At 44.3% G+C, this 20865-nt stretch carries 17 protein-coding genes, 2 tRNA genes and 1 riboswitch; of the genes, 7 read left to right on the top strand and 12 right to left on the bottom strand.

All coding sequences use genetic code 11. The features are described from left to right. The first annotated feature begins 29 nt into the window (after window positions 1-29). Together F9K33_06905 and F9K33_06900 are read left to right on the top strand one after the other, a co-directional pair. A complete protein-coding gene (locus tag F9K33_06905; protein KAB2880033.1) occupies window positions 30-1364 on the top strand; it encodes a hypothetical protein in 1335 nt (444 codons plus the stop codon). A 70-nt stretch (window positions 1365-1434) separates the two neighbouring features. Then, on the top strand, window positions 1435-2253 hold the full coding sequence (locus F9K33_06900; GenBank protein ID KAB2880032.1) for a hypothetical protein: 819 nt from the start codon (window positions 1435-1437) through the stop codon (window positions 2251-2253). A gap of 24 nt (window positions 2254-2277) precedes the next feature. Here the strand turns inward: F9K33_06900 and F9K33_06895 are convergent, their stop codons facing one another. The 6 genes from F9K33_06895 to F9K33_06870 form a co-directional block, all read right to left on the bottom strand. Further along, entirely contained in the window at window positions 2278-3048 is a 771-nt protein-coding gene (locus F9K33_06895; GenBank protein KAB2880031.1) for a DUF3108 domain-containing protein, read from the bottom strand. A gap of 11 nt (window positions 3049-3059) precedes the next feature. Beyond that, entirely contained in the window at window positions 3060-3554 is a 495-nt protein-coding gene (moaC, locus tag F9K33_06890) for a cyclic pyranopterin monophosphate synthase MoaC (GenBank protein ID KAB2880030.1), read from the bottom strand. 19 nt (window positions 3555-3573) lie between these two features. Beyond that, window positions 3574-4242 carry a sigma-70 family RNA polymerase sigma factor gene (locus tag F9K33_06885; protein ID KAB2880029.1) on the bottom strand — a complete coding sequence of 223 codons (669 nt, stop codon included), beginning with the start codon at window positions 4240-4242 and terminating at the stop codon, window positions 3574-3576. Continuing rightward, window positions 4239-5276 carry a DNA polymerase III subunit delta gene (gene holA, locus F9K33_06880; protein ID KAB2880028.1) on the bottom strand — a complete coding sequence of 346 codons (1038 nt, stop codon included), beginning with the start codon at window positions 5274-5276 and terminating at the stop codon, window positions 4239-4241. The genes F9K33_06885 and holA overlap by 4 nt, the downstream gene beginning before the upstream one ends. Continuing rightward, a complete protein-coding gene (locus tag F9K33_06875) occupies window positions 5276-5857 on the bottom strand; it encodes a uracil-DNA glycosylase (GenBank protein ID KAB2880065.1) in 582 nt (193 codons plus the stop codon). The genes holA and F9K33_06875 overlap by 1 nt, the downstream gene beginning before the upstream one ends. Before the next feature lie 196 nt (window positions 5858-6053). Then, window positions 6054-8486, bottom strand: a complete 2433-nt coding sequence (locus F9K33_06870; GenBank protein KAB2880027.1) for a hypothetical protein — start codon at window positions 8484-8486, stop codon at window positions 6054-6056. Between the two features lie 241 nt (window positions 8487-8727). Between F9K33_06870 and F9K33_06865 the strand changes: the two genes are divergently transcribed. The 5 genes from F9K33_06865 to F9K33_06845 all read left to right on the top strand — a co-directional run bounded on the left by F9K33_06865 (window position 8728) and on the right by F9K33_06845 (window position 13353). After that, window positions 8728-8809 (top strand) — tRNA-Leu (locus F9K33_06865). Next, window positions 8785-10143 carry a trigger factor gene (gene tig / locus F9K33_06860; GenBank protein ID KAB2880026.1) on the top strand — a complete coding sequence of 453 codons (1359 nt, stop codon included), beginning with the start codon at window positions 8785-8787 and terminating at the stop codon, window positions 10141-10143. Before F9K33_06865 ends, tig begins: the two co-directional genes overlap by 25 nt. A 20-nt stretch (window positions 10144-10163) precedes the next feature. Next, the gene (locus tag F9K33_06855) at window positions 10164-10835 is read left to right on the top strand and encodes an ATP-dependent Clp protease proteolytic subunit (GenBank protein KAB2880025.1); all 672 of its coding nucleotides are present in this window, start codon (window positions 10164-10166) and stop codon (window positions 10833-10835) included. Between the two features lie 42 nt (window positions 10836-10877). After that, window positions 10878-12143 (top strand): ATP-dependent Clp protease ATP-binding subunit ClpX, encoded by a 1266-nt coding sequence (clpX, locus tag F9K33_06850; GenBank protein KAB2880024.1) that lies wholly within the window; start codon window positions 10878-10880, stop codon window positions 12141-12143. A 37-nt stretch (window positions 12144-12180) separates the two neighbouring features. Beyond that, window positions 12181-13353, top strand: a complete 1173-nt coding sequence (locus tag F9K33_06845) for a sensor domain-containing diguanylate cyclase (protein ID KAB2880023.1) — start codon at window positions 12181-12183, stop codon at window positions 13351-13353. A gap of 59 nt (window positions 13354-13412) precedes the next feature. On the opposite strand, the gene F9K33_06840 is transcribed toward F9K33_06845, so the two are convergent. The 6 genes from F9K33_06840 to F9K33_06815 form a co-directional block, all read right to left on the bottom strand. Continuing rightward, window positions 13413-13485: transfer RNA gene (locus F9K33_06840), tRNA-Lys, on the bottom strand. A 67-nt stretch (window positions 13486-13552) separates the two neighbouring features. Continuing rightward, entirely contained in the window at window positions 13553-14140 is a 588-nt protein-coding gene (locus F9K33_06835; protein KAB2880022.1) for an aminodeoxychorismate/anthranilate synthase component II, read from the bottom strand. A 244-nt stretch (window positions 14141-14384) separates the two neighbouring features. Next, complete coding sequence (locus F9K33_06830; protein KAB2880021.1) at window positions 14385-15641, bottom strand: methionine adenosyltransferase; 1257 nt, start codon at window positions 15639-15641, stop codon at window positions 14385-14387. Window positions 15642-15736: 95 nt separating this feature from the next. Further along, window positions 15737-15860: riboswitch (SAM riboswitch) on the bottom strand. Window positions 15861-15931: 71 nt separating this feature from the next. Beyond that, a complete protein-coding gene (locus F9K33_06825) occupies window positions 15932-17890 on the bottom strand; it encodes a hypothetical protein (protein ID KAB2880020.1) in 1959 nt (652 codons plus the stop codon). Window positions 17891-17947: 57 nt separating this feature from the next. Then, the gene (locus tag F9K33_06820; protein KAB2880019.1) at window positions 17948-18925 is read right to left on the bottom strand and encodes a hypothetical protein; all 978 of its coding nucleotides are present in this window, start codon (window positions 18923-18925) and stop codon (window positions 17948-17950) included. 197 nt (window positions 18926-19122) lie between these two features. Continuing rightward, window positions 19123-20865, bottom strand: coding sequence for a diguanylate cyclase (locus tag F9K33_06815; GenBank protein ID KAB2880018.1), 1743 nt, complete (start codon window positions 20863-20865; stop codon window positions 19123-19125).

Raw genomic sequence — 20865 nt, 5'->3', positions numbered from 1 at the left:
TTATTGAATAATTAATTTTGGGAGGAATTATGTTCAAATGTTCAGGTTTTATTGCGTTTGCGATGTTGTTTTTATTTGGTTTCTCATTACATGCGCAGGGATTTGGTGAGAATATGGGTGGAAATCAGGTGACAGTACCGATCGGGACGACAATCATTGGAGGAAAAACTTACATAAGCATGCGATTACAGCCCGAGTTGGCCTTTGGGAAATTCGGCGTTGGATTGGACGTACCGCTGACATTCAGTACGGACGGTAAATTTCGTAAAGACGAATACCAAGGCGGTATCGGCGCCTTACGCGTGATTCGTTACGTTCGTTATGGAGTCAAACACGAAGATCCCGTGTACGTTCGTATCGGAGATATCACCGGCACATCGCTCGGCTACGGATTGATCATGTATAATTTTACCAATGCAGTCAGTTTTGATAAAAGAAAAATCGGCGCCAATATTGACCTGAACTACGATTTACGTTTTGGCTTGGAGGCAGTCTACAGTGATTTCAATCGATTTGCCGTTTTTGGTATGCGTCCGTACGTGCGTCCCCTCAAAACAACCGATATGCCTATTTTGAAAACGACGGAATTCGGCGTCACCTACATCACCGACCGGGATAAGGACGCGTTGTATAACATTACCGAAGTTGGCGCAGACGTAGGCGTGAGCGTGGTCGAGACCTCATTTCTCAAAATCACTCCCTATATGGAGTATGCCGCAATATTAAAAAACGATAAGCTGGCCCAATACGCTGAGGATACATTAAACTCTTCCTACGGCGGCGGTAAAGGATTCGCGATGGGCGTGAATTTCAAATTTAATTTCGTCGCCGATGTGTTCACACTGAACGCAAAGATCGAGAGACGTTTTTACAGCGACAATTTCCTGCCGCAATATTTTGATGCAACTTATGAAATCGGCAAATTAAACGGTTCCCCCAAAGCGCTCGGTTTGGTCGCGTCAAAAGGCGTTCAGGGAACGTATGGCGAACTCTTGGCTAACCTGATCGGAAAGATTCAGGTGATCGGCGGAATGTCCATTCCGGACAAACTAAAAAGCACCGACGGCGCGATTGTGCATTTAGGAATGGCGGCGCCGGATTTGATTCCAAAGGTTACCATCAGCGGAACGTATGATAAATCCAATCTGGATAAATTGGGCGACGCGTTCAAATTGGATCAGCGCTCCATTGCGCACATGATTCTGGCGTATCAAGCTTATCAAACGGGTCCGTTCGTTGTTCAGGCAGGAGTGGACTATAAGTGGACTTTTGTTGAAAATAAGAATAACGACGGCTTCAAAGCTAAACGTTATGTGACCCCGTTTGTGGGAATGACCCTGCAATTACCGACAGGCTCGAAATAATTTTAACATCTAATTTTGCTTTCAAAGGCTATTCCTGAATCAGGAGTAGCCTTCTTTTTTGAGTTTGAATATGAAAAAAACATCACTTCAAAAAAAGGAAACGGCAGCCAATGAAAAGCCGGAGGAATCGTTACGCTGGGTTGACCGCGGATGGTACTTGGTAGTGGAATTTGAACTGGTTCACTCGCCTAAACTGGACGCCGCGCTGGAGTTGGCTCAAAAAAACGCGTATTATGCGGAACTCGTAGACGAACGCGGAGTGACATTCTACCGTGCAATTTATTTCAAAACGGATTTTCCAAAATTTCTGGAGATCTACGACATCGTCGGGATGTGGAAAAACACAAAATTGAATTTCAAAGGCGACGATATTGCAAAAAATGATTTTGAGATTTGGTATACATCCTACAAACAATATTGGGGACACCGTAAGACGCTTAATTCTGCCGATTACTGCGGAGTGAATAAGATGAGCCATTATCCCGATTTTTTGGGATGTTATGACCGCTGCATCGAGTTTCGCTGGCGGGATCCGCTGTTTACTCATTACCAATTCTCATCAAAAGTCTGGTACAGCTTCGGTAAACGGGTAGGGCATGTGTACGTGCTGGATAAACAAGCTATACTTAATCACCTGAATAAGGTCAACAAAGAGTATCATGCCTGCCCCTGTTACGGGCACAGTTTGATTGATTTGTATGTCAATAAACTTCCGAAAGAAATGGATCCGGTGCTTCACAAGGAATGGCAGTTTAAGGAAGATTATCTTAAACTCAGCGCCAACAAATCTTTTTTTAATTATGATATCGCGCTGTCGACGATGACGGAAATATGTCCTGTAAATGAAAAAGCGTATTACAAGTTTATGGACCGAATTTTCAGCAGTTGAGAAACATTTTAACTAAACAAATCTTTAATTTTTGACCATCGTGGTGTAGGCGCTAAAAGGGGACATTTCGAATTCCACTTTGAGGAATGGAAACGGCGGCTCTGCGCCGATCCAAAAATAGAGACGGGTTTTGCTGGTGGCAACACGGCGAGTGAGAATATCTGTGTGTTTTCGCTTAAATTCTTCCTTGGTTGGGATAAACTGAAATGAAACTTTGTATGCATCATATGTTGAATCAGCTACATTGACTTTTTCTTTCGCTTCAACATACGTTCCAACGTTCCAGGGCTCCGACTCCACATCCAGATTGAAATTAAATTTCTGACCAACTTGTAATTTATCCCGCCGCAAAAAAAAGATCATTGAAAAAAGATTATGCGTATTTTCCTGTATGGACATTTTTACTTCGGAAGTAAACCGGCCGCCGTCATACACAGCCTGCCGGTTTGCCTGATCATAAGAAATTTGGCCTTGCTGTTCCAGCGTGCGCTGACGAATGGTTTTGTTAAATTTTACCGGGAGGCCGGTTTCCTGGTCAATATATGTATGGTAGCGGTTTTCAAGCGTATAAAAAGTTGAGAACAGCGAACTAGTACGCGCAATTGCCAAGAGATGGAATGTTTTTTTCCCGTCGACATTGAGGGTTTCAGGAACGGATAGGTAAATATTTACAGCAGGGATGCTTAAATAAGTTAGTTTGTACGCATATTGTTCACCCAGGAATTTTTCCTGAGCGAATAGACATACAACAGAGTTTATAAAAAAAAGAAAACAAAACGACTGTAAAAAATTCAATTAATAGTCCCTTACTTGCTTTTGCGATAATACACGCCGCTTCGCCCGCCGGTTTTTTTCATTAAATAGATATCAGAAATTTCGATACGTTTATCAACGGCCTTGCACATATCATATAATGTCAATGCAGCAACGGTTACCGCCGTCAGCGCTTCCATTTCGACGCCGGTTTTTCCGCTAAGTTCACAAACGGCAATGATTTCAATGCTGCAGGAACCATTATCAGGAAGAAATTTTAATTCAACGTGTGACAGGTTCAGCGGATGACAAAGAGGAATAAGTTCGGAAGTTTTTTTTGCGGCCATTATTCCCGCCAGATTTGCCGCACTGAGAACGTCCCCCTTTTTATTTTTATTTTCCATTACTTGCGAAAAAGCGACGGCGTTCATCGTAATGCGGGCATGGGCAATGGCGGTTCGAAACGTTTCTTTCTTGGAAGTCACGTTTACCATACTCGCTTTGCCTTTTGGATCGACGTGTGAAAACCGCTTTTTTGATGTTTTCAAAGTACATGCTTTCAATAAATTATTTTTCAACAAGATATTTTAATTTGTTCTGCAAACGGATCCGCGCGCGGCTGATGCGAGAGCGCACCGTCCCGAGCGGAAGTCTGGTCACTTCGGCGATTTCTTCATAGGACATATTATCAATCTCGCGCATTCGAATCACCAACTGATAATGGTCCGGCAGTGTTCGTATCGCTTTTTTGATCAGTTCTTTTTTTACGGCGGAATCGGTCATTTCATCGGAATTGATTCGCGTTTCCACAGCTTCAAATTCCTTATCTCCATTATTTAAACTGGAGATCGGATATAATTGCTGGCGTTTGCGTTTGCGCAATTCGCTTTTGGCCAGATTCCCAGCGACGGTATAGATCCATGTTGAAAACTTGGCAATATTTTTATACGATTGCCGGAAACGGTAAATTTTTACAAACGTATCCTGAACGATATCTTCCGCGTCGGATTTGTCGCCAACAAATGTGTAGACATAATTGATCAATTGTTCTTTATACCGCGCAACGATCACGTCAAACGCCACAAGGTCGCCTTGCTGAAATTTTTTAATTACGACTTCATCCGCCAGTTTTTGATAACTTTTAAGCGCCCGTTTGACGAGATGCGGCGTGCGAACGAGTTCGCGCAAGTTCTCTTTTTTTATCACGCCTTTGGATTTAGGTTCGTCTGACCTCATGTGGCGTTTCCACGGATAAGCTGGAAAATAAGTTTCTGCATAATCAAATCGTTCTTAACGGAACTGGATTTCAATTGAACATCCGCATCGAGGAGATAAGAAAAACAACTTTGTATTTCGGATGTCGAATAATTCTGCGCCTGCGGCCAATAATCATTTTGAAAAAAGTTGGGATAAATGCGGTAGTTCGTCATCATGTAATTTTCAATTTCCTTAAATGGACGTCCGGCTTCGCGTTTATCGCAGATCTGCCAAAGTAGAATAAACTGCCTGTGCAGCATCACGATCATGCCCACAGGCTGCTCGCCGACATAATACATTTGATTAAAAATGGAAATAGCGCGAGCCGCGTCTTTCATGCCGATGGCATTGGATAATTCAAAAATATTGTACTGACGCGAAATGCCGATCACGGACTCGATATCTTCTTCGTTGATCGTATCGCGAACGCCGATATAGGTACACAATTTCTCAATCTGGTTGTACAGATCGCGCATAGAGACATCGCTGCGCGCGGCCATCAACATGGCGGCACGCGGCTCGATTTTTTTTTCCTTTTGCATCACGCCGGCTTCGATCCAGTCCGGTATGTCTCGGTCATTGAGTTTCTCGAGTTTAACGCACACGGCTTTCTGTTCAAGTATCTTAAAAGGATTTTTACGAAAATCGGCTTTCCCGCTTACCGCAACAAAGATGGTGGAATCGTGCGGATTTTTGAAATAGTCCGTCAGCGATTCGACGCTGTTCTTATCAAGTTGCTCAATGTCCTTTAGGATAATTACTTTCTTCTCTGCCATAATGGGAAAGCTCATCGCCGCGTTCAGAATGTCTTCACCACGGGATTCTTTTCCGTAAAATATGTGCAGATTAAAATCGTCCTTTTCGGCATTAAAGACCTTGAAAATAATCGTATCAATTAGATCGTCGGCCAAAAATAAATCGTCGCCGTAGAACAAATAAGTAGAACCGATGTCCCCTTTTTTTATATTCTTCAGCACCGTCTGATAGGGAATCCCTTTCTCCTGTCGCGCCATTAGGCTTTTGTCTCCTCGAATATCGCGCGGAGGCGCAGCATATCTTCCCAGGCGGGTTGTTTCCAGTTAGGATTACGCAAAAGCGCCGCCGGATGATAGGTTACTAGCAACGGTGTCCCGTGATAATCATAGGTCTGCCCGCGCATCGCGCCCATGGATAATGTATTATTCAGAAGGGTATTTGCCGCGGTCGCGCCGAGCGCGCAAATGATCCGTGGTTTGATATTTTCAATTTGCGCGATAAGATACGGTTCGCACTGAGTTATTTCCTGAGATTGAGGTTTGCGGTTTTCCGGAGGGCGGCACTTGAGTATATTGGCTATATATACCTCACTGCGCGGCAGGCCCAACGAACGAGGCTCTTCGATCATTTTCGTAAGCAACTGTCCTGCGCGTCCGACGAATGGCAATCCCTGCGCATCTTCGTCTGCGCCGGGCGCTTCGCCAACAAAGAGAATGGCAGCTTTTGTACTACCGGATCCGAACACGGTTTGAGTTCGGGTTTTACATAACGAACATTTTGTGCATGCAGAAACAGATTTTTTTAATTCGTCCAGGCTTGGTATTGAATCATATTTCATAGTTCCCGGTTCGCCAACAGTGGAATGATCTTTTTTTGTTTTTTTCTTCACATCCGCTTTCGGTTGAGTATTTGGAAGAAGTGACTTTCTTTCGATCACTACTTCGCTGCCGTACAGTTCTTCCTGTTGATTTAGAAAGGCCTTCGCTTCCGATAATATGTTCTGCCTATTGCTCATTATAAAACTATGCTTAGCATCATAATTCCGTGTCCTCCAGCGGCATGATCGGCATCGGTTCGCCGTTATGATCGAGACGGAATTTTATGTGCTCGATCACTTTATCCTTTTGGAATTCGACGCCAAAAAGTTTTGGCATGAATATATTCGGATCAAAAACATCCGGTTTCGGCATTTCGATGATTTGAACAGACTCTTTCGTAAGTCCTGCACGGTCTTTGGCAATTTGAATTGCCGTTTCTAATCCGCCGAGCACGTCAACCAGCCCGTTCCGTTTCCCGTCAACACCCGACCAAACGCGCCCTTGGGCGATCGCATGGATATCGTCATACGATCTTTTTCGTCCGTCCGCAACTTTGGTGACAAATTCTTTGTAAAATGAAGTGATAAAATATTCCGCTTTGGCTCGTTCCTCCGACGTCATGTTGCGGTCGGGAAGGCCGAGCCCGATAAACGGCATCCTAAATCCAAATCCGAGGTCGGCGTGTTTTCCAACTTTTACAAAATCGGTGGTCATGCCTAGTTTTTCTTTGAAGCCGTTATTATAAAGCCATCCGCCGATGACGCCGATGGAGCCTGTGATAGTTTGCGGCGCGGCGACAATCGTATCGGCATACATGGAGAGCCAGTACCCGCCCGACGCGGCAACAAACCCTTGTGAAACGATCACCGGCTTTTTTGATTTAGCGTTGCGCAAAGCCTCGGCCACAATGTCCGATGCCATGCCGTCACCGCCGGGAGAATCTACGCGAAATACAATTGCTTTGACCCGCGCGTCCTTAGCGGCTTTCTCAATTACTTTCACTAATTTCCGCGCTTTAATTCCCTGATCCATCGCACATTCGCCAAGCGCATAAATGACTGCGATCTGCGGTTTCTCACCCCAGTAATTATCCTTTGGCAACATGAAGGCTTCGAGCATGCGTGATCGCATGAACGTTTTTTCTTCGCCTTCGATTTTTTTGATCATATTTTTAACTTCGTCCCAACGTCCAAGGGCATCAACCAGGCCGATCGACAAAGCTTCTTTGGGCATGAATAGGAATGATTCGTTTACTAACTCGTCAAATTTTTCCGGCGCGATCTTCCGAGAATCGCAAATTTCGGATTTGATAAGCTCATACAGATCGTTCATTAATTTCTGGCGCTGCTCGCGGTCGCCTTCGGACATACTATCACGCGTGAGCGTTTCGTTCGCCGACTTGTATTTGAAAAAACGCCATTCGTCATACCCGATACCGAGTTTCTCTAACGTACCTCTCAGAAATGTTCGCCCCATAATGAATCCTTCAAGGGCGATTATTCCCGCGGGGTCCATAACGATCTTGTCGGCGATCGATGCAAAATGATATTCGATAATACCTCCACGGTCTATATACACGATCACATGTTTTCCGGAGGTTTTAAAATCTTTCAGTTTTTCGCGAAGTTCCCATGAAAGTTCACGATTAACATCCATACCGGAAGTATTGATGGCAAGGCCCGCAACAGCAGGATCGTTCTTTGCCGCTTCGATGGTTTTGAGCAGCCCTGCAAGCGTATTGGATTTATCAAACCACAAAAATTTCTGATATCGTACCGGGCCAAGCAAATTCATCTCCACGTATTTTTTCTTTTCCTGAGCGGTTTTTCTCAACACATTTCGGTCATATGCGCCGAGCCGTACGGCATAAGTTCTGTAATTCTGTCCACCGGACTTATCGTAATTCGATTGAGCACTAAATCCCGTATGACCCAAACTTATCTGTACGCCTACCGTAAATACTTTGCTGTCGAAATATCTTCCCGTAAACCGTATGCCAGGCAAAGCTTCGACCGCAGCGCCGGCGCTCCATGTACTTTTGTCATAAGGTTTTTTGTTTTGAATGGCATAATCGGAGAAAAGCGTGATCAATTCTGTTCCAAACGGACGAATGGCGAGGTCAACAACGCCCTCTTTCACTCCGCCTGATGTAGCCCACGAACCGGCCAATCCTAACGATGCATACCGTATCGGCCGGATGAGCATGCCGGACGTGAACACATTTTGCCTTTTGAAAATGCTGCGGTCTCCGGTTGACCAGCCGTAACCGAATCCGCTGCTAAACGACTTGTTGCCGAATCCCAGAGAAATTCGGTAATCGCTGACGGCAGAAACTGAATTCGGAAGTTTTGTGTGAATGACTCCGAAACCAAGATGCGGTACAGCCATGAATAGGCCCCATTGATCCGGACTATTCCAAGGCGCCTGAACGTAACCGGCATTTGAATTCCATGTGAACATAAGATCGGGCTGATGAAGATAATTCAGCATGGCCGGATTTTCATATCCATAAAGGCCTACGCCCATAGCCCCGGGAGATGCAAGTTGAAAATTATTTTGCGTATGATAAGGGGCTATCGCTCCGATTTGTCCGTAAACGGAATTTATCTTCACTATGGAAAATAACAGCAGCATGATTAAACGTTTCATATTCTCACCGAAAGAAGTTGGATCTGGTAAAGACAAAAATTTATTTAAAATAAAGTTATAACTGAAGATTATCAAGCTAAAGTTCTCTGGAGGATATAGCACAACTAGAAATCATCAATTTTTTTCTCTTCTAGAAAACACCTCAATTGTATTTTTGAATAACACCAATTCAGCTCTATATTAATTAAAAAACTTGAATTTCCGACCTGACTTAACTATATTTTTGCCCTTTTGAAAAAATGCGGGATTGGCGAAATTGGCAGACGCGCCAGACTTAGGATCTGGTGGGTAACACCGTGTGGGTTCAAGTCCCTCATCCCGCACTCTTTTAATTATTAATCTATTAATTAAGAAGGAGTTAAGTTTGTTAGCACAGGTTGTAAGCGAGGACGCGAATCAGCGAAAATTGCACGTGGAAATTTCGGCTGCGGAAATGCTTCCGTTTTTTGATGAGGCATTGGAAATGTATCGTGAGGAAGCCCAAATACAAGGTTTTCGTAAAGGCAAAGCGCCACGAGACGTCGTATTGAAAAAATTTGGTGAACAGATCAATTCAGAAGCGCTTCCCGTGATCGTTGAGGAATTTTACAAACAAGCTATTAAGGACACCAAAACCGAAGCGATCGCCATAGGGCAGATTGATAATGTTAGTTTCAAGAAAGACCAGCCGATGACGTTTGATGTGACCGTAGAAGTCATGCCGACGTATGAAGTTCCGAATTATAAGAACTTGAAAGTTCAGAAAGAAATTCACGATCTAAAAGACGACGAGGTTTCTTCTACGGTAGAGCGCCTTCGTGAAAATTACTCAACGATGAAGATAGCGGAAACCGTTGCAACCGGAAATTTTGTTACCTGTGACATTCAAATGCTTGATCATTCCGATTTGCCGATCATCGGGAAGAAGTTTACCGATCGTCGGATTCCGTTGACCACGCAGTACGTCGGTCAGGATTTTATCGACGGATTGATCGGAGCGAAACAGGGTGAATCGCGCAATCTGCACGTATCGAAAGGGCCGGAAGCAAAAGAAGGAGAACACGAACACATGACGGTCACTGTGCGCAAGATCGAAGAAGTGCAGTTGCCGGAACTAGATGATGAATTTGCCAAAGACCTCGGTTTTGAAAGCCTCGAAAAATTCATAGCCGATGTAAAAGAGAACTTGAAGAAACGTTGGGAAGATGATTCGGCGAAACAGTTGAACGAACGTATCATAGACGAGATTATTAAGAATAACGAAATTCCATCTCCGGAACCTCTGGTGGATAATGCGATTCAGCGTATCGGGGACATGGTAAAACAGCGTCTGAAAGGGCAAAAAGTAGAAGATCAATACATCATTGACAGGTATCGTCCAGCGGCGATCCGAGACGTAAAGTGGATGCTGGCGAGGAAAAAGATCATTGAAGCCGAAAAAATGACGGTGACGCCGGAAGATATTGAAGCATACCGCGACCGCATGGCAGAACATAATAAAGTGAGCAGAGATCAGATCAATATTGATTTTAAAACTGAGACGGAGCAAAAAAACTTCGAAGATTATTTGATCGAAGAAAAACTGATGAAATTTTTGGAATCTAATTCCGTTATTGAGGAAGTGCCGGACACGTTATCGGCGCCGCAGGAAGAAAAGAAGTCCGATCTAATTGTTTAAAAACTAATTCAAGGTAGAACATGAAACGTCATAAAGAGTTTGTACAAAAGGAATTTTCGAAACTGGATGATACGCAGTTTTCCAATCTGAATGCCGTCGCATCGCAGATCCCGTTCCCGTATGTAGTTGAACAAAAAGGGCAGATCGAGCGATCCTACGATATCTATTCCCGCCTTTTGATGGAACGCATTATCTTTTTGGGAACGCCGATCGACGATACGGTGTCCAATCTGATCATCGCACAATTACTTTTTCTTGAAGCCAACGATCCCGACAAAGACATCATTATGTATATCAACAGCCCCGGCGGAAGCGTCACTTCAGGTTTGGCGATCTTTGACACGATGACCTACATCAAACCCGACGTGCAGACCACTTGTATGGGATTGGCTGCGAGCATGGGCGCGATTCTTCTCATGGCCGGCACCAAAGGCAAAAGGTATGCTTTACCTCATGCGCGGGTCATGGTGCATCAGCCGATGGGCGAAACTCAGGGACAATCTTCAGATATTGAAATATATATGAATGAGATTGTGACGCTGAAACAGCACCTCAATCTGATCATTACGGAAAAAACCGGACAGAAGTTGGACCAAATCGAAAAAGATACCGATAGGAATTTCTTCATGTCGGCCGCTCAGGCCAAAGAATACGGTATTATTGACGAAATTCTGGTACGTGCGAAGAAATAAATCGTTTGCTTACACGAATGGTTTTTAGTAAGATGGTACATTATGAAAGATCATAGCCACATGTCCCGAATAGTCTATTGTTCATTTTGCGGAAAGTCCGCCGATGAGGTAGACAGTATTATCAGCGGGCCCAATGGGGTTCACATCTGCAACGAATGCGTACGCAATGCATTCGATATGATCAAGTCGCACTCCTCCAAGGAATCCATCGTTCCGCTTGCTGACATCACGCCCGAAAAACTCAAATCCAAGCTTGACGAATATATCATCGGCCAGGATCAGGCGAAAAAATCTTTGTCCGTCGCGGTGTATAATCATTACAAACGTATTAATTCCATGAATGACATCGATAACGATGTCGAATTGGAAAAAAATAATATCCTTCTGATCGGCCCGACCGGAACCGGTAAAACGCTTCTCGCGCAAACGTTGGCAAAGTTTTTGAACGTGCCTTTCACGATCGCGGATGCAACGACGCTGACGGAAGCCGGATATGTCGGAGAAGACGTCGAAAACATCCTGGTACGCTTATTACAATCGGCCAATTATGATGTCACGGCTGCCGAAAAGGGAATTATTTATGTTGACGAAATTGATAAAATAGCACGCAAGGGCGGTAATCCGTCCATCACCCGCGACGTTTCCGGTGAAGGCGTTCAACAGGCTCTGCTAAAGATTCTGGAAGGTACCGTTGCCAACGTTCCTCCAAAAGGCGGCCGAAAACATCCGGAACAAAATCTTATCAGCATTAACACCAAAAATATTTTGTTCATCTGCGGAGGGGCATTTGAGGGAATTGACAAGATCATTCAAACGCGTATCGGCAAAAAGAATATCGGGTTTACCGCAGAAATTCAAAGCAAGGATCATCACAACATCAGCCACGTTCTGCAAATGACGGAACCGGATGATCTTTTGTCATTTGGGTTAATTCCCGAACTTATCGGACGTCTGCCGTTATTGTGTTCGCTCGAAGAGCTTTCCGAAGAAGCGCTGTTCGCTATCCTCACGCAGCCGAAAAACGCCATCGTCAAACAATATCAAAAATTATTCAACTTGGAAGAAGTCGAGCTTCAATTTGAAGAAGAAGCGCTGCATGAAGTTGTAACGCTGGCCATGCGTCGTAAAACGGGCGCCCGCGGACTGCGTGCGATCATGGAAAAATTTATGATCGATATCATGTACCGCCTTCCATCTATAGCGAACGTCAAATCGTGCGTGATCAGCAAAGAGTGTGTTACTCAAGGCGCTTTGCCCGTTATGCTCCTGCGTGACGCGGGTGATGATGAAATCAAACAAACCGCATAAGTAATCCTGTCTGTAATAATCATTTGCTATTTTTTATATGAAACATCCGGAGAATAACCCTTCTATGCCCAATGAAGCGGATTCATCGCAAGAAAAAATTCCAGCTGATCTGGTGGACGAAACGATAGTCACTCAGCTCAAAGAAAAAATGCTGGAACTAGAACAATCTTTTCTTCAGGTGAAAGACGAAAACCGGCTGCTCAGCGAACGGCTAGAAGAAACGAGCATCCTGTACAAGATTGCCGCCTTACTCAATTCGACATACGATACCCACCGGCTGTATCCGATCATTCAAAACATGCTCAGTGAAATATCTTTTATTGACCAATTTGTGTTATTTGAAAAGGATCCGCAAGGCCAGATGATCGTCGATTTTATGACAGAAAAAACAAAAGATAAGAATAATAAAAATATCCTAGATGTTGAAAAAGAGATCGCCGAGACTGTGATGCGCACTCAAAAAGAAGAATATGTTCCAAAAGTGTCCCATGAAAAAAATTATCAGAAATTTTTTGAGAAAAAAAATGACGCGTGCGTGCTCGGCGTACCGTTTGTTTCCAATAAAAAAGTGAATAAGGTGTTGTGCTTCCATTCGTCCAGAGATCTGCGGGAGAACGAAAAAGAATTTTTAAGGCTGATCTCTAATGAAACGGCAACCGCCGTGGAGCGTGCAAAGATCTATCAACACACGCTTGAAATATCCATAAAAGATGAATTGACCAAAGTATTTAACCGGCGTTATTTCAATGACCGGGTTTTCCGGGAGCTTCACCGAGCGAAACGATATAAGCGTGAATTGTCGCTGATCATGATCGATATTGATCACTTCAAAGACTTCAACGATACCTATGGCCACCATATAGGCGATGAGGTGTTGAGATGGGTTGCGAAGAATATAGGAGAAAGCATCAGGGATTCGGACATTCTGGCCAGATACGGCGGAGAGGAATTTGTAATCATTCTGACGGAAACGGATAAGCGCGGCGCTTTTTCTGTCGGCGAAAAAGTGCGCAAAAATGTAGAAGATTTATCAACGAATCTTACGCATATGTTTAAGTCCAGTATCCCGATTTCCCGTAACATAACAATTTCTCTCGGCGTATCGCACTTTCCCGGCGATGGCATTTCCGTCGAAGAACTGATCGGCCGCGCAGATCAGAATTTATATAAAGCAAAGGCGGGCGGACGTAACCAAGTCAATTTTGAATGATATTTTTCCGGATAGAACAAAAAAATCCCGCGAAACATCAGTTTGCGGGATTTTTTTTGTGAGCCAGGTAGGGATCGAACCTACGACCTTCGCCTTAAAAGGGCGCTGCTCTACCAGCTGAGCTACTAGCTCGACCACTGCTTCTTTCAAAGCGAAGCCATGATAAAGAAAAAAACCCGTACAAGCAAGAAAAAAATCGTTAATAACCGCCTGTAATAAAATTTTTTATTATTTTTTTTCCTTCTGTCGTCAATATCGATTCCGGATGAAATTGAACGCCCTCAGCGAACGAATCTTTTATTCGAAGCCCCATAATCTGACCGTCTTTTGTCCATGCCGATATCTCAATATTTTCAGTAACAGAATTCCGATCCACGATCAACGAATGATAACGTGTCGCTTCAAAAGGGCTGGGTAATCCCCTGAAAAGGGTCTTCCCGTCGTGATAGACCGGGGATGTTTTTCCGTGGGTTGGTTTCTCGGATCGAACAATTCGTCCACCATATATTTCACCCATGCATTGATGTCCGAGGCACACGCCTAAGATTGGAACACGGTTCGCATATTTCCTGACCGTTTCATTCGATATTCCGGCCTGCGCCGGGTACCCGGGACCTGGTGAAATGACGATTTTGGTCGGCTGGAACGCGCTCAATTCATCAATCGACACCTCATCGTTACGGACAACTCGCACCTCATCGTTGAGTCCCGCCACAAGAACCGCCTCATGTAAATACTGAACAAGGTTGTAAGTAAAAGAATCGTAATTATCGATCACGATGATCATAAGATGCCCAATAATAAATGTGCTTATCGGGTTTACTCACATACGTCATGGTGAGCCCTTTGGCGGGGCTCAGGACAAGCTTGTCGAACCATGACCAAGTTTAGTAAAATCAGTCTTCGACGTTGCTCAGACTGAAGGGTTCTCTTCCATTTGTGAGCCAACCCGATAAGCACGATAATAAAAGCCGCACGATCAAGTCATACGGCTTTTTTAATGACAAAAAATATATTGTCCCTTTATCTTCTTATTTCAACTTAAAAGCTTTCTTGACTTTTGATACGTAATCAAGTTTCTCCCAAGTAAACAGTTCAACATTCAGTTTCTTTACCTTTCCGTCGGGCGTTGTAAATATTTTCCTGACGGTTTTGTTTTTACGGCCCATGTGTCCGTAGGCAGCAGTTTCACTGTACATCGGTTGGCGCAATTTCAAACGCTGTTCAATAAAATACGGACGCATATCGAACAGGTTTTCCACAATTTTGGCAATATCGCTGTCATTCATATTCACTTTAGCTGTGCCATACGTGTTGACATAAATGCCCATCGGCCGGGCAACTCCGATAGCATAGGACACCTGTACCAGGACTTCATTACATACACCCGCAGCAACAAGATTTTTGGCAATGTGCCGTGTGGCATAAGCGGCCGAGCGGTCAACTTTTGAAGGATCCTTACCCGAGAACGCGCCGCCGCCATGTGCGCCTTTTCCGCCATAGGTGTCTACGATTATTTTCCGCCCGGTTAGTCCCGTGTCGCCGTGCGGCCCGCCAATGACGAATTTACCGGTTGGATTAATATGGTATTTTATTTTATGATCAAACAAATGATCAAATTTAGAATACTTCCCTTTCACACGCGGAATTAAAATATGTACGATATCATCATGAATTTTCTTCTGCATGTTGGATTCTGAGTCGAAATCATCGTGTTGCGTCGAAACAACAATAGTATCAATCCGCACCGGGCGGTTATTTTCGTCATACTCCAGTGTTACCTGGCTTTTCGAATCCGGGCGCAAATATTTTATTTGATGATGTTCACGTCTTAACTCTGCCAGTTCAATCAGTATCGTATGCGCGAGGTCCAGAGGCAAAGGCATATAATCGTCGGTTTCATTGACCGCATATCCAAACATCATTCCTTGATCTCCGGCTCCCTGCTCTTCTTTCTTTTTGCGCACAACGCCTTGGTTAATATCGGATGACTGCTCGTGTATAGCTGATAATATTCCGCAAGAATTAGCTTCAAACATATATTCGCTCTTCGTATAACCTATTTTACGAATGACCTGCCGCGCAATTTCCTGAACGTCCAAATACGCTTTGGATTTTACCTCGCCGGCAAGTACAACCTGACCCGTAGTTACAAGCGTTTCGCAGGCTACTTTTGAGGTTGAGTCAAACGCTAAGAAGTTGTCAATAAGAGCATCGGAAATCTGATCGGCAACTTTATCAGGATGGCATTCTGAGACGGATTCCGACGTAAACAAATAACGTGACATAATATCTCCTTTTATATTAGATGATCATGAAAATGCATATAAATAAAAAACCTCTTCATTTAGATTAAAGAAGAGGTAAGATAACAATTAAGCTTATCTCATCTTCTCCCGAACCCAATGGTATATCCGGGACAGGAATTAGCACCTCGACCCTCCGCCGAAACGGAAACGGTTGCTGCGGGTTCATCGTGCCTGTCACTCGCCCGCTCTTGATAAGATGTGATACTATGTCAAATAACGATCAATTTTCGTGCGCGAAATATAAAGAAAAACTTATGGCCTGTCAAGTATTAATTGACGATTTCCCAGCCTCGCGGATCGGTCAGTTCACCCGTGCACGCCGCGATGCCCGCAACAAAGGGGGAGACAAGGAACACGTCGCCGCTCCCACCCATGCGCCCGCTGAAATTTCGGTTACTGGTTGAAGCTGTCACGGAACCGTTTATTGAAATACCCGGGCCGTTGCCTATGCATGAACCGCAGCCGGGTTCGGTAATGACGGCGCCAAATTTTTCAAACAAATTCAAAAGACCTTCCTCTTTTGCATCGTCATACACCTGTTGGCTGCTCGGCGTTACGACCATATGAATACGGTCGAGCTTTTTCCGTCCGCGAACCGCAAACGCGACCTGGCGGAGATCTTCTAACGACGCACCCGTACATGATACAATAACCACGTTGTCGATTTTCGTTCCTTTAACCTGTGTTATCGGCTTGCGGTTTCGGCTGTCGCCGGGAGTCGCTACCGTTACTGGAATGTCGGCTATGTTGACCTTATAAACGGATTCGTAATGAGCGTTTTCGTCAGGATACACCATCATATCTCGAACTTCCGACTCCGGCATTCCGCGTTTTTCAACCAGAAATTTTATTACGGGTTCGCACGGCTCGACCACACCTGTTGTTGCACTGCCTTCCACCGTCATATTGGTTAAAACGGATAATTCATCTACAGTAAAATGCTCCAGAGCCGGCCCGCCAAATTGCATAATCACCGTATCGCCCGGATTAATTTTCCATTTTTGTTCACGGAAATAAGGGTCGCCTATAATATGCAAAATAAGATCTTTTGGAGTCACGAGGTGCAGAGGATCTTCACCTTCTATCCAGATGCGAACCGTTTTCGGGACAGTAACCGGAATCATGCCGGTTCCAAGTCCCATAGCAATGGCTGTCGAGCCAAGTCCATATGCGAAGCAATTCATCACACCGGCGGTCGGCGTGTGTGAGTCAGTCAAAGCAATCACATCACCCGGTTTTGCATAACTTTCCACAACAAGACGATGACAAACGCCGGCGGGCATGGTGCCGCCGGGGCCATGCATGGGAATATTTTTTTCCTTGCAAAATAACGTCAATTCCTTGGCAAGTTCCTGAGCGGAGAGGAAACGTTTTTTCTTCACATCGCCGGGTACATCATCATGACCGATAAGTACGAAATGGTCATTAAATCCACGTACGGTGGTACCGGAATGAATCGTCGTATTGCCGAATGCTTTTGAAAAAAGACTGCGCACATGTCCTCCGGTATATTCATGCATTCCCAAAAAGTCGGCGTTAACAAAAAGCTGTTCGCCGGGTTCTACAAACGACAAGCCTTTGCGATCAGACTTTTCCATAACCACCGCTTTTGCAGAAAGTATTTTTTCGGCGATAGTCATCGGTTTCTTTTTACGTCCGGATTCAGTGTAAGGTAACGTAGCGTTGCCGGAAACAATTTTTTTACCGAATTCCAATAAACCGCCTCCGAAGAACACCGCTTTGTACAATGGCGAGAGGTTTTGCATCAACTCATCGAGATCAATTGTCTTTCCGGCGTGCAATTGATCTAAGACCGTAAAATCTGTAGTAAAATACAGACGGTCGAATGTCATATTTTCTCTAAATATCCGTTCAAGACTCTTCGCGACAACCAATCGAATACCTGCTCCGCGATGCGCAACGACTGCAACTTCCCGCGACGATCCGCTGCCGTAGCTTTCTCCGCCAACCACCACTGCAAAATTTCCATTGGCAATGTCATTCTCTCCAATAAGGTCGCCTTTACCGACTAAAAAATGCGGACCCAGAATGTCTTCCGTATAACCGAGCGTACAGGCTGCGCCGTTGATAATCGTATCCGTGCTGACGCCGAACACAAGCGGTTCGCCGTTATAATGAAACGGCTTGCCATCTATTTGCCCACGTACCTTATCGGGGTTTTCTGTATAGTAAAAAATTTTCTTGTCACCTAGAGTAAAAGGCGTCATTCCTATTCCTTAACTAAGAATAAAAAAAGGCAGATAAAAGCAGTCAAAAAGCGGAGGTTATGGTTTAATATTAGTTTGAACATCCAAGCCGGCAGTGATTTCAGCCCAAGTCAATTTTATTTTTGTATTGGGCTTCCATTGTAACGGTATCCCATAATTTCCTTTTTTCGTTACCACCGTCGGGTTATTACGGGAGATGAGTTCCAACGATGTATACAAAGCTTCATTGCTGATGCCGTACAAAGTTTTCTTATTCACGTTCTCGTAATATATTTCCATCAGCAGTTTTACTTCCGCGCGCATATTGTCGGAATTGGTAATATAAAATCCTGAATTTACATCATTGATAATACGGTTGTTTCGCTCGGCTATAAATTTCTTTTGCCGCTTTTGTTCCTCTGCGCGTTGCTCCTCCAAAATACGCGCGCGGGCAAGAGAGTCTACGTTGTGCGTAGTATCGCGTTCTATGTTAAATACAGCCGGAGAAGATTTTTCGAGAGGGTTCTCATACTCAAAAGTAAAAATTTTGTAAAGCCAGAAACCTAACGCTAAACCGCCTAACACGAATACACCTAACAAAACGCGGCGTTCACGCATCGTCATACCGGAGCGGCTTCCCCAATATCGCGATTCTTCGAATCCCCAGCTTTCAGGCGCAAAACGCCATGAGCGGAAAATCTTCTTCTTCTTAAACCAAATGCGGTAATTTTCAGGCATGCGGTAGACAAAATCCCGTTTGGCGTCCAACAGCATTTGATCGCGGTTCTTTTTCGCTTCTTCCAGTTCTTCAGGCGAAATATTGATCGATTTGGTTGTTTCTTTATATTCATGCTCGATTTCCTGAAGAAGGTTTTTATAACCTGAAAGAGCAGATTTAAACGCAGTATTATCGCATCCTAAATACTTCTCAAAACCCCAAAGATCCAGACTTTCCTTTTTTGCGCGCCACCATTCTTTGGGCCGAACAAAAAGTGGCGTTTCTACCAGATCTTCACTGTCGTCAGGAAAATGCTGTGGTTTTTCTTCTTTATTCATAATCCACCCTCAGGTTATTCACACATAAATTAGCGAAAAATGCAGGTTAAATATAATGAATTAAAGTCTATAATTCAAGTAGTTTGAATAGTCAATTCTTTCAAATTTATTTCTTTAAAAATCTGGTTTTTGTTATGGCAGTACGGCGTAGATGAAGTCTATGATGGTTTAGCTATCGCTTTTTATGACTGTATCGGCTATATAACAGATACCTTGTTTCTGCCGGTGTGTTTAGAAACGTATAATTGTTCATCTGCCTTTTGAACAAGTTCATCCCATGTTTGCGCATCGTCCGGGAATGTTGCCACACCCAGGCTAACTGTCAGATCGCCGTTTGGCTGAGTTTTTTCGTGTGGAAAAATTTCTTCCTGAATAAGCGCACGAATTTTTTCGGCCAATTTAATGGCTGACGGTTTAGGTGTTTCCGGCAAAATGAGAGAGAATTCCTCGCCCCCATAGCGCGCCAGGATGTCGCTGGTGCGAATGCAGGAATTGAGAATTTCCGCAAGCCGCTTAAGCACCTGATCGCCTGCCGGGTGCCCGTTCTGGTCGTTGTAAGACTTAAAAAAGTCAATATCCATCATGATCAGAGACGCCTTTGCCCAATGGCGCTTGGAGCGTTTGATCTCTCGCTCAAGCTGGTGTTGGAAATAACGGTAATTAAATACCCCGGTAAGCCCGTCTGTAACTGCCTGCTTCTCGGCTTGCAGATAAGAATCCTTTACATCGTCGTATAATTGGATATTTTCAATCGTTAACCCGACCGTTCGCACAAACGACTGAACTATCTGGCGAAACGTTTCATCCAGCCGATCATCTTGGATACCGAGAACCAGTACACCCTTAAGCCGGTAGAGGCAGCAATTAAAATAGAATTCGCTTATCTGCTTAAGTTGGGTTTCAAAATACAAACCTTGCCGGTCCAGGTTATGAATTTGTTTATTCCACCAATTCAAATCCTGGTTGGAAAAAGCCTGACAATCCTGATTTTGGCAGTCGAAACCGTTGTGTCCTGCGGGACGGCCGATGATCGGCAAAAAATAAACGGCCTGAGATTGAAAAGCTTCCTTGATCGGCGCGAGTTTACCGATCATCAATTCATCCACTTTTTGTGCGGCCTGGCTCCAGTGCTTGTCAAACAAGTAAGGTTCCTGATAGTAGACAATATCGAAAAACGGAGGATGAATAAAACTGATATGATCGGAATCGGGGTGCGTTTTCACATGGGAATGCGAATAGATGTCCAAAGTCATGTGTCTTTCGTTAACCACGTATACCGCCGCGCTGAGCATGTTAAGCTGATCGCATATGAGATTAGGGAGATATTGATATACTTTTTCACGCGCCGACAGGGTCAGGATTTGATTGGCCGCATAATTAAATTGCAACAAATCTGAATTGTTATCGCGAACGTCCTTAACCAATTTGTCCAGCGTCCGGTTAGCTATTTCCAGTTCAGCATTGGCGTGAGAGAGTTCGTGGATCTTATTCGTTAGCCGCTGAACGAGCCGATGGGAGAATTTTTTTAATCCGATATTTTCTTCCTGCGGATCGAATTTGTTGCGAATTTGCACTTTTCCTTCAAGATGTTCCGTGATATAATTGACAAAACGATTCACGTCAACCGGTTTCTTTAGAAAGCCGTCGCATCCGGCGGCCATGGCCAACTCCTGATCGCCTGGGCTTTGTCCGGCAGTGATCGCAATCACCGGAATGTGGCTGAGTTTATCGGAACTGCGGATGTGCATCGTAGTCTCAAGACCGTCAACACCGGGCAGAAAGATATCCATGAGAATAAGATCAGGTTTATACGCATAGGCCTTGGCGATACCTTCTTCGCTGTTAAGCGCAGGAATAATCTGATGGCCCATCTTTTCTACGATCTTGGTTATGAGCACCATAGATACGGGATCATCTTCGATATATAGAATTTTTTTCAT

It is taken from the genome of bacterium (assembly GCA_008933615.1).
Lineage (GTDB): Bacteria > CLD3 > CLD3 > SB21 > SB21 > SB21.
Note: the sequence above shows the minus strand (reverse complement) of the source record. Positions and strands in the feature narration are given on the sequence as shown.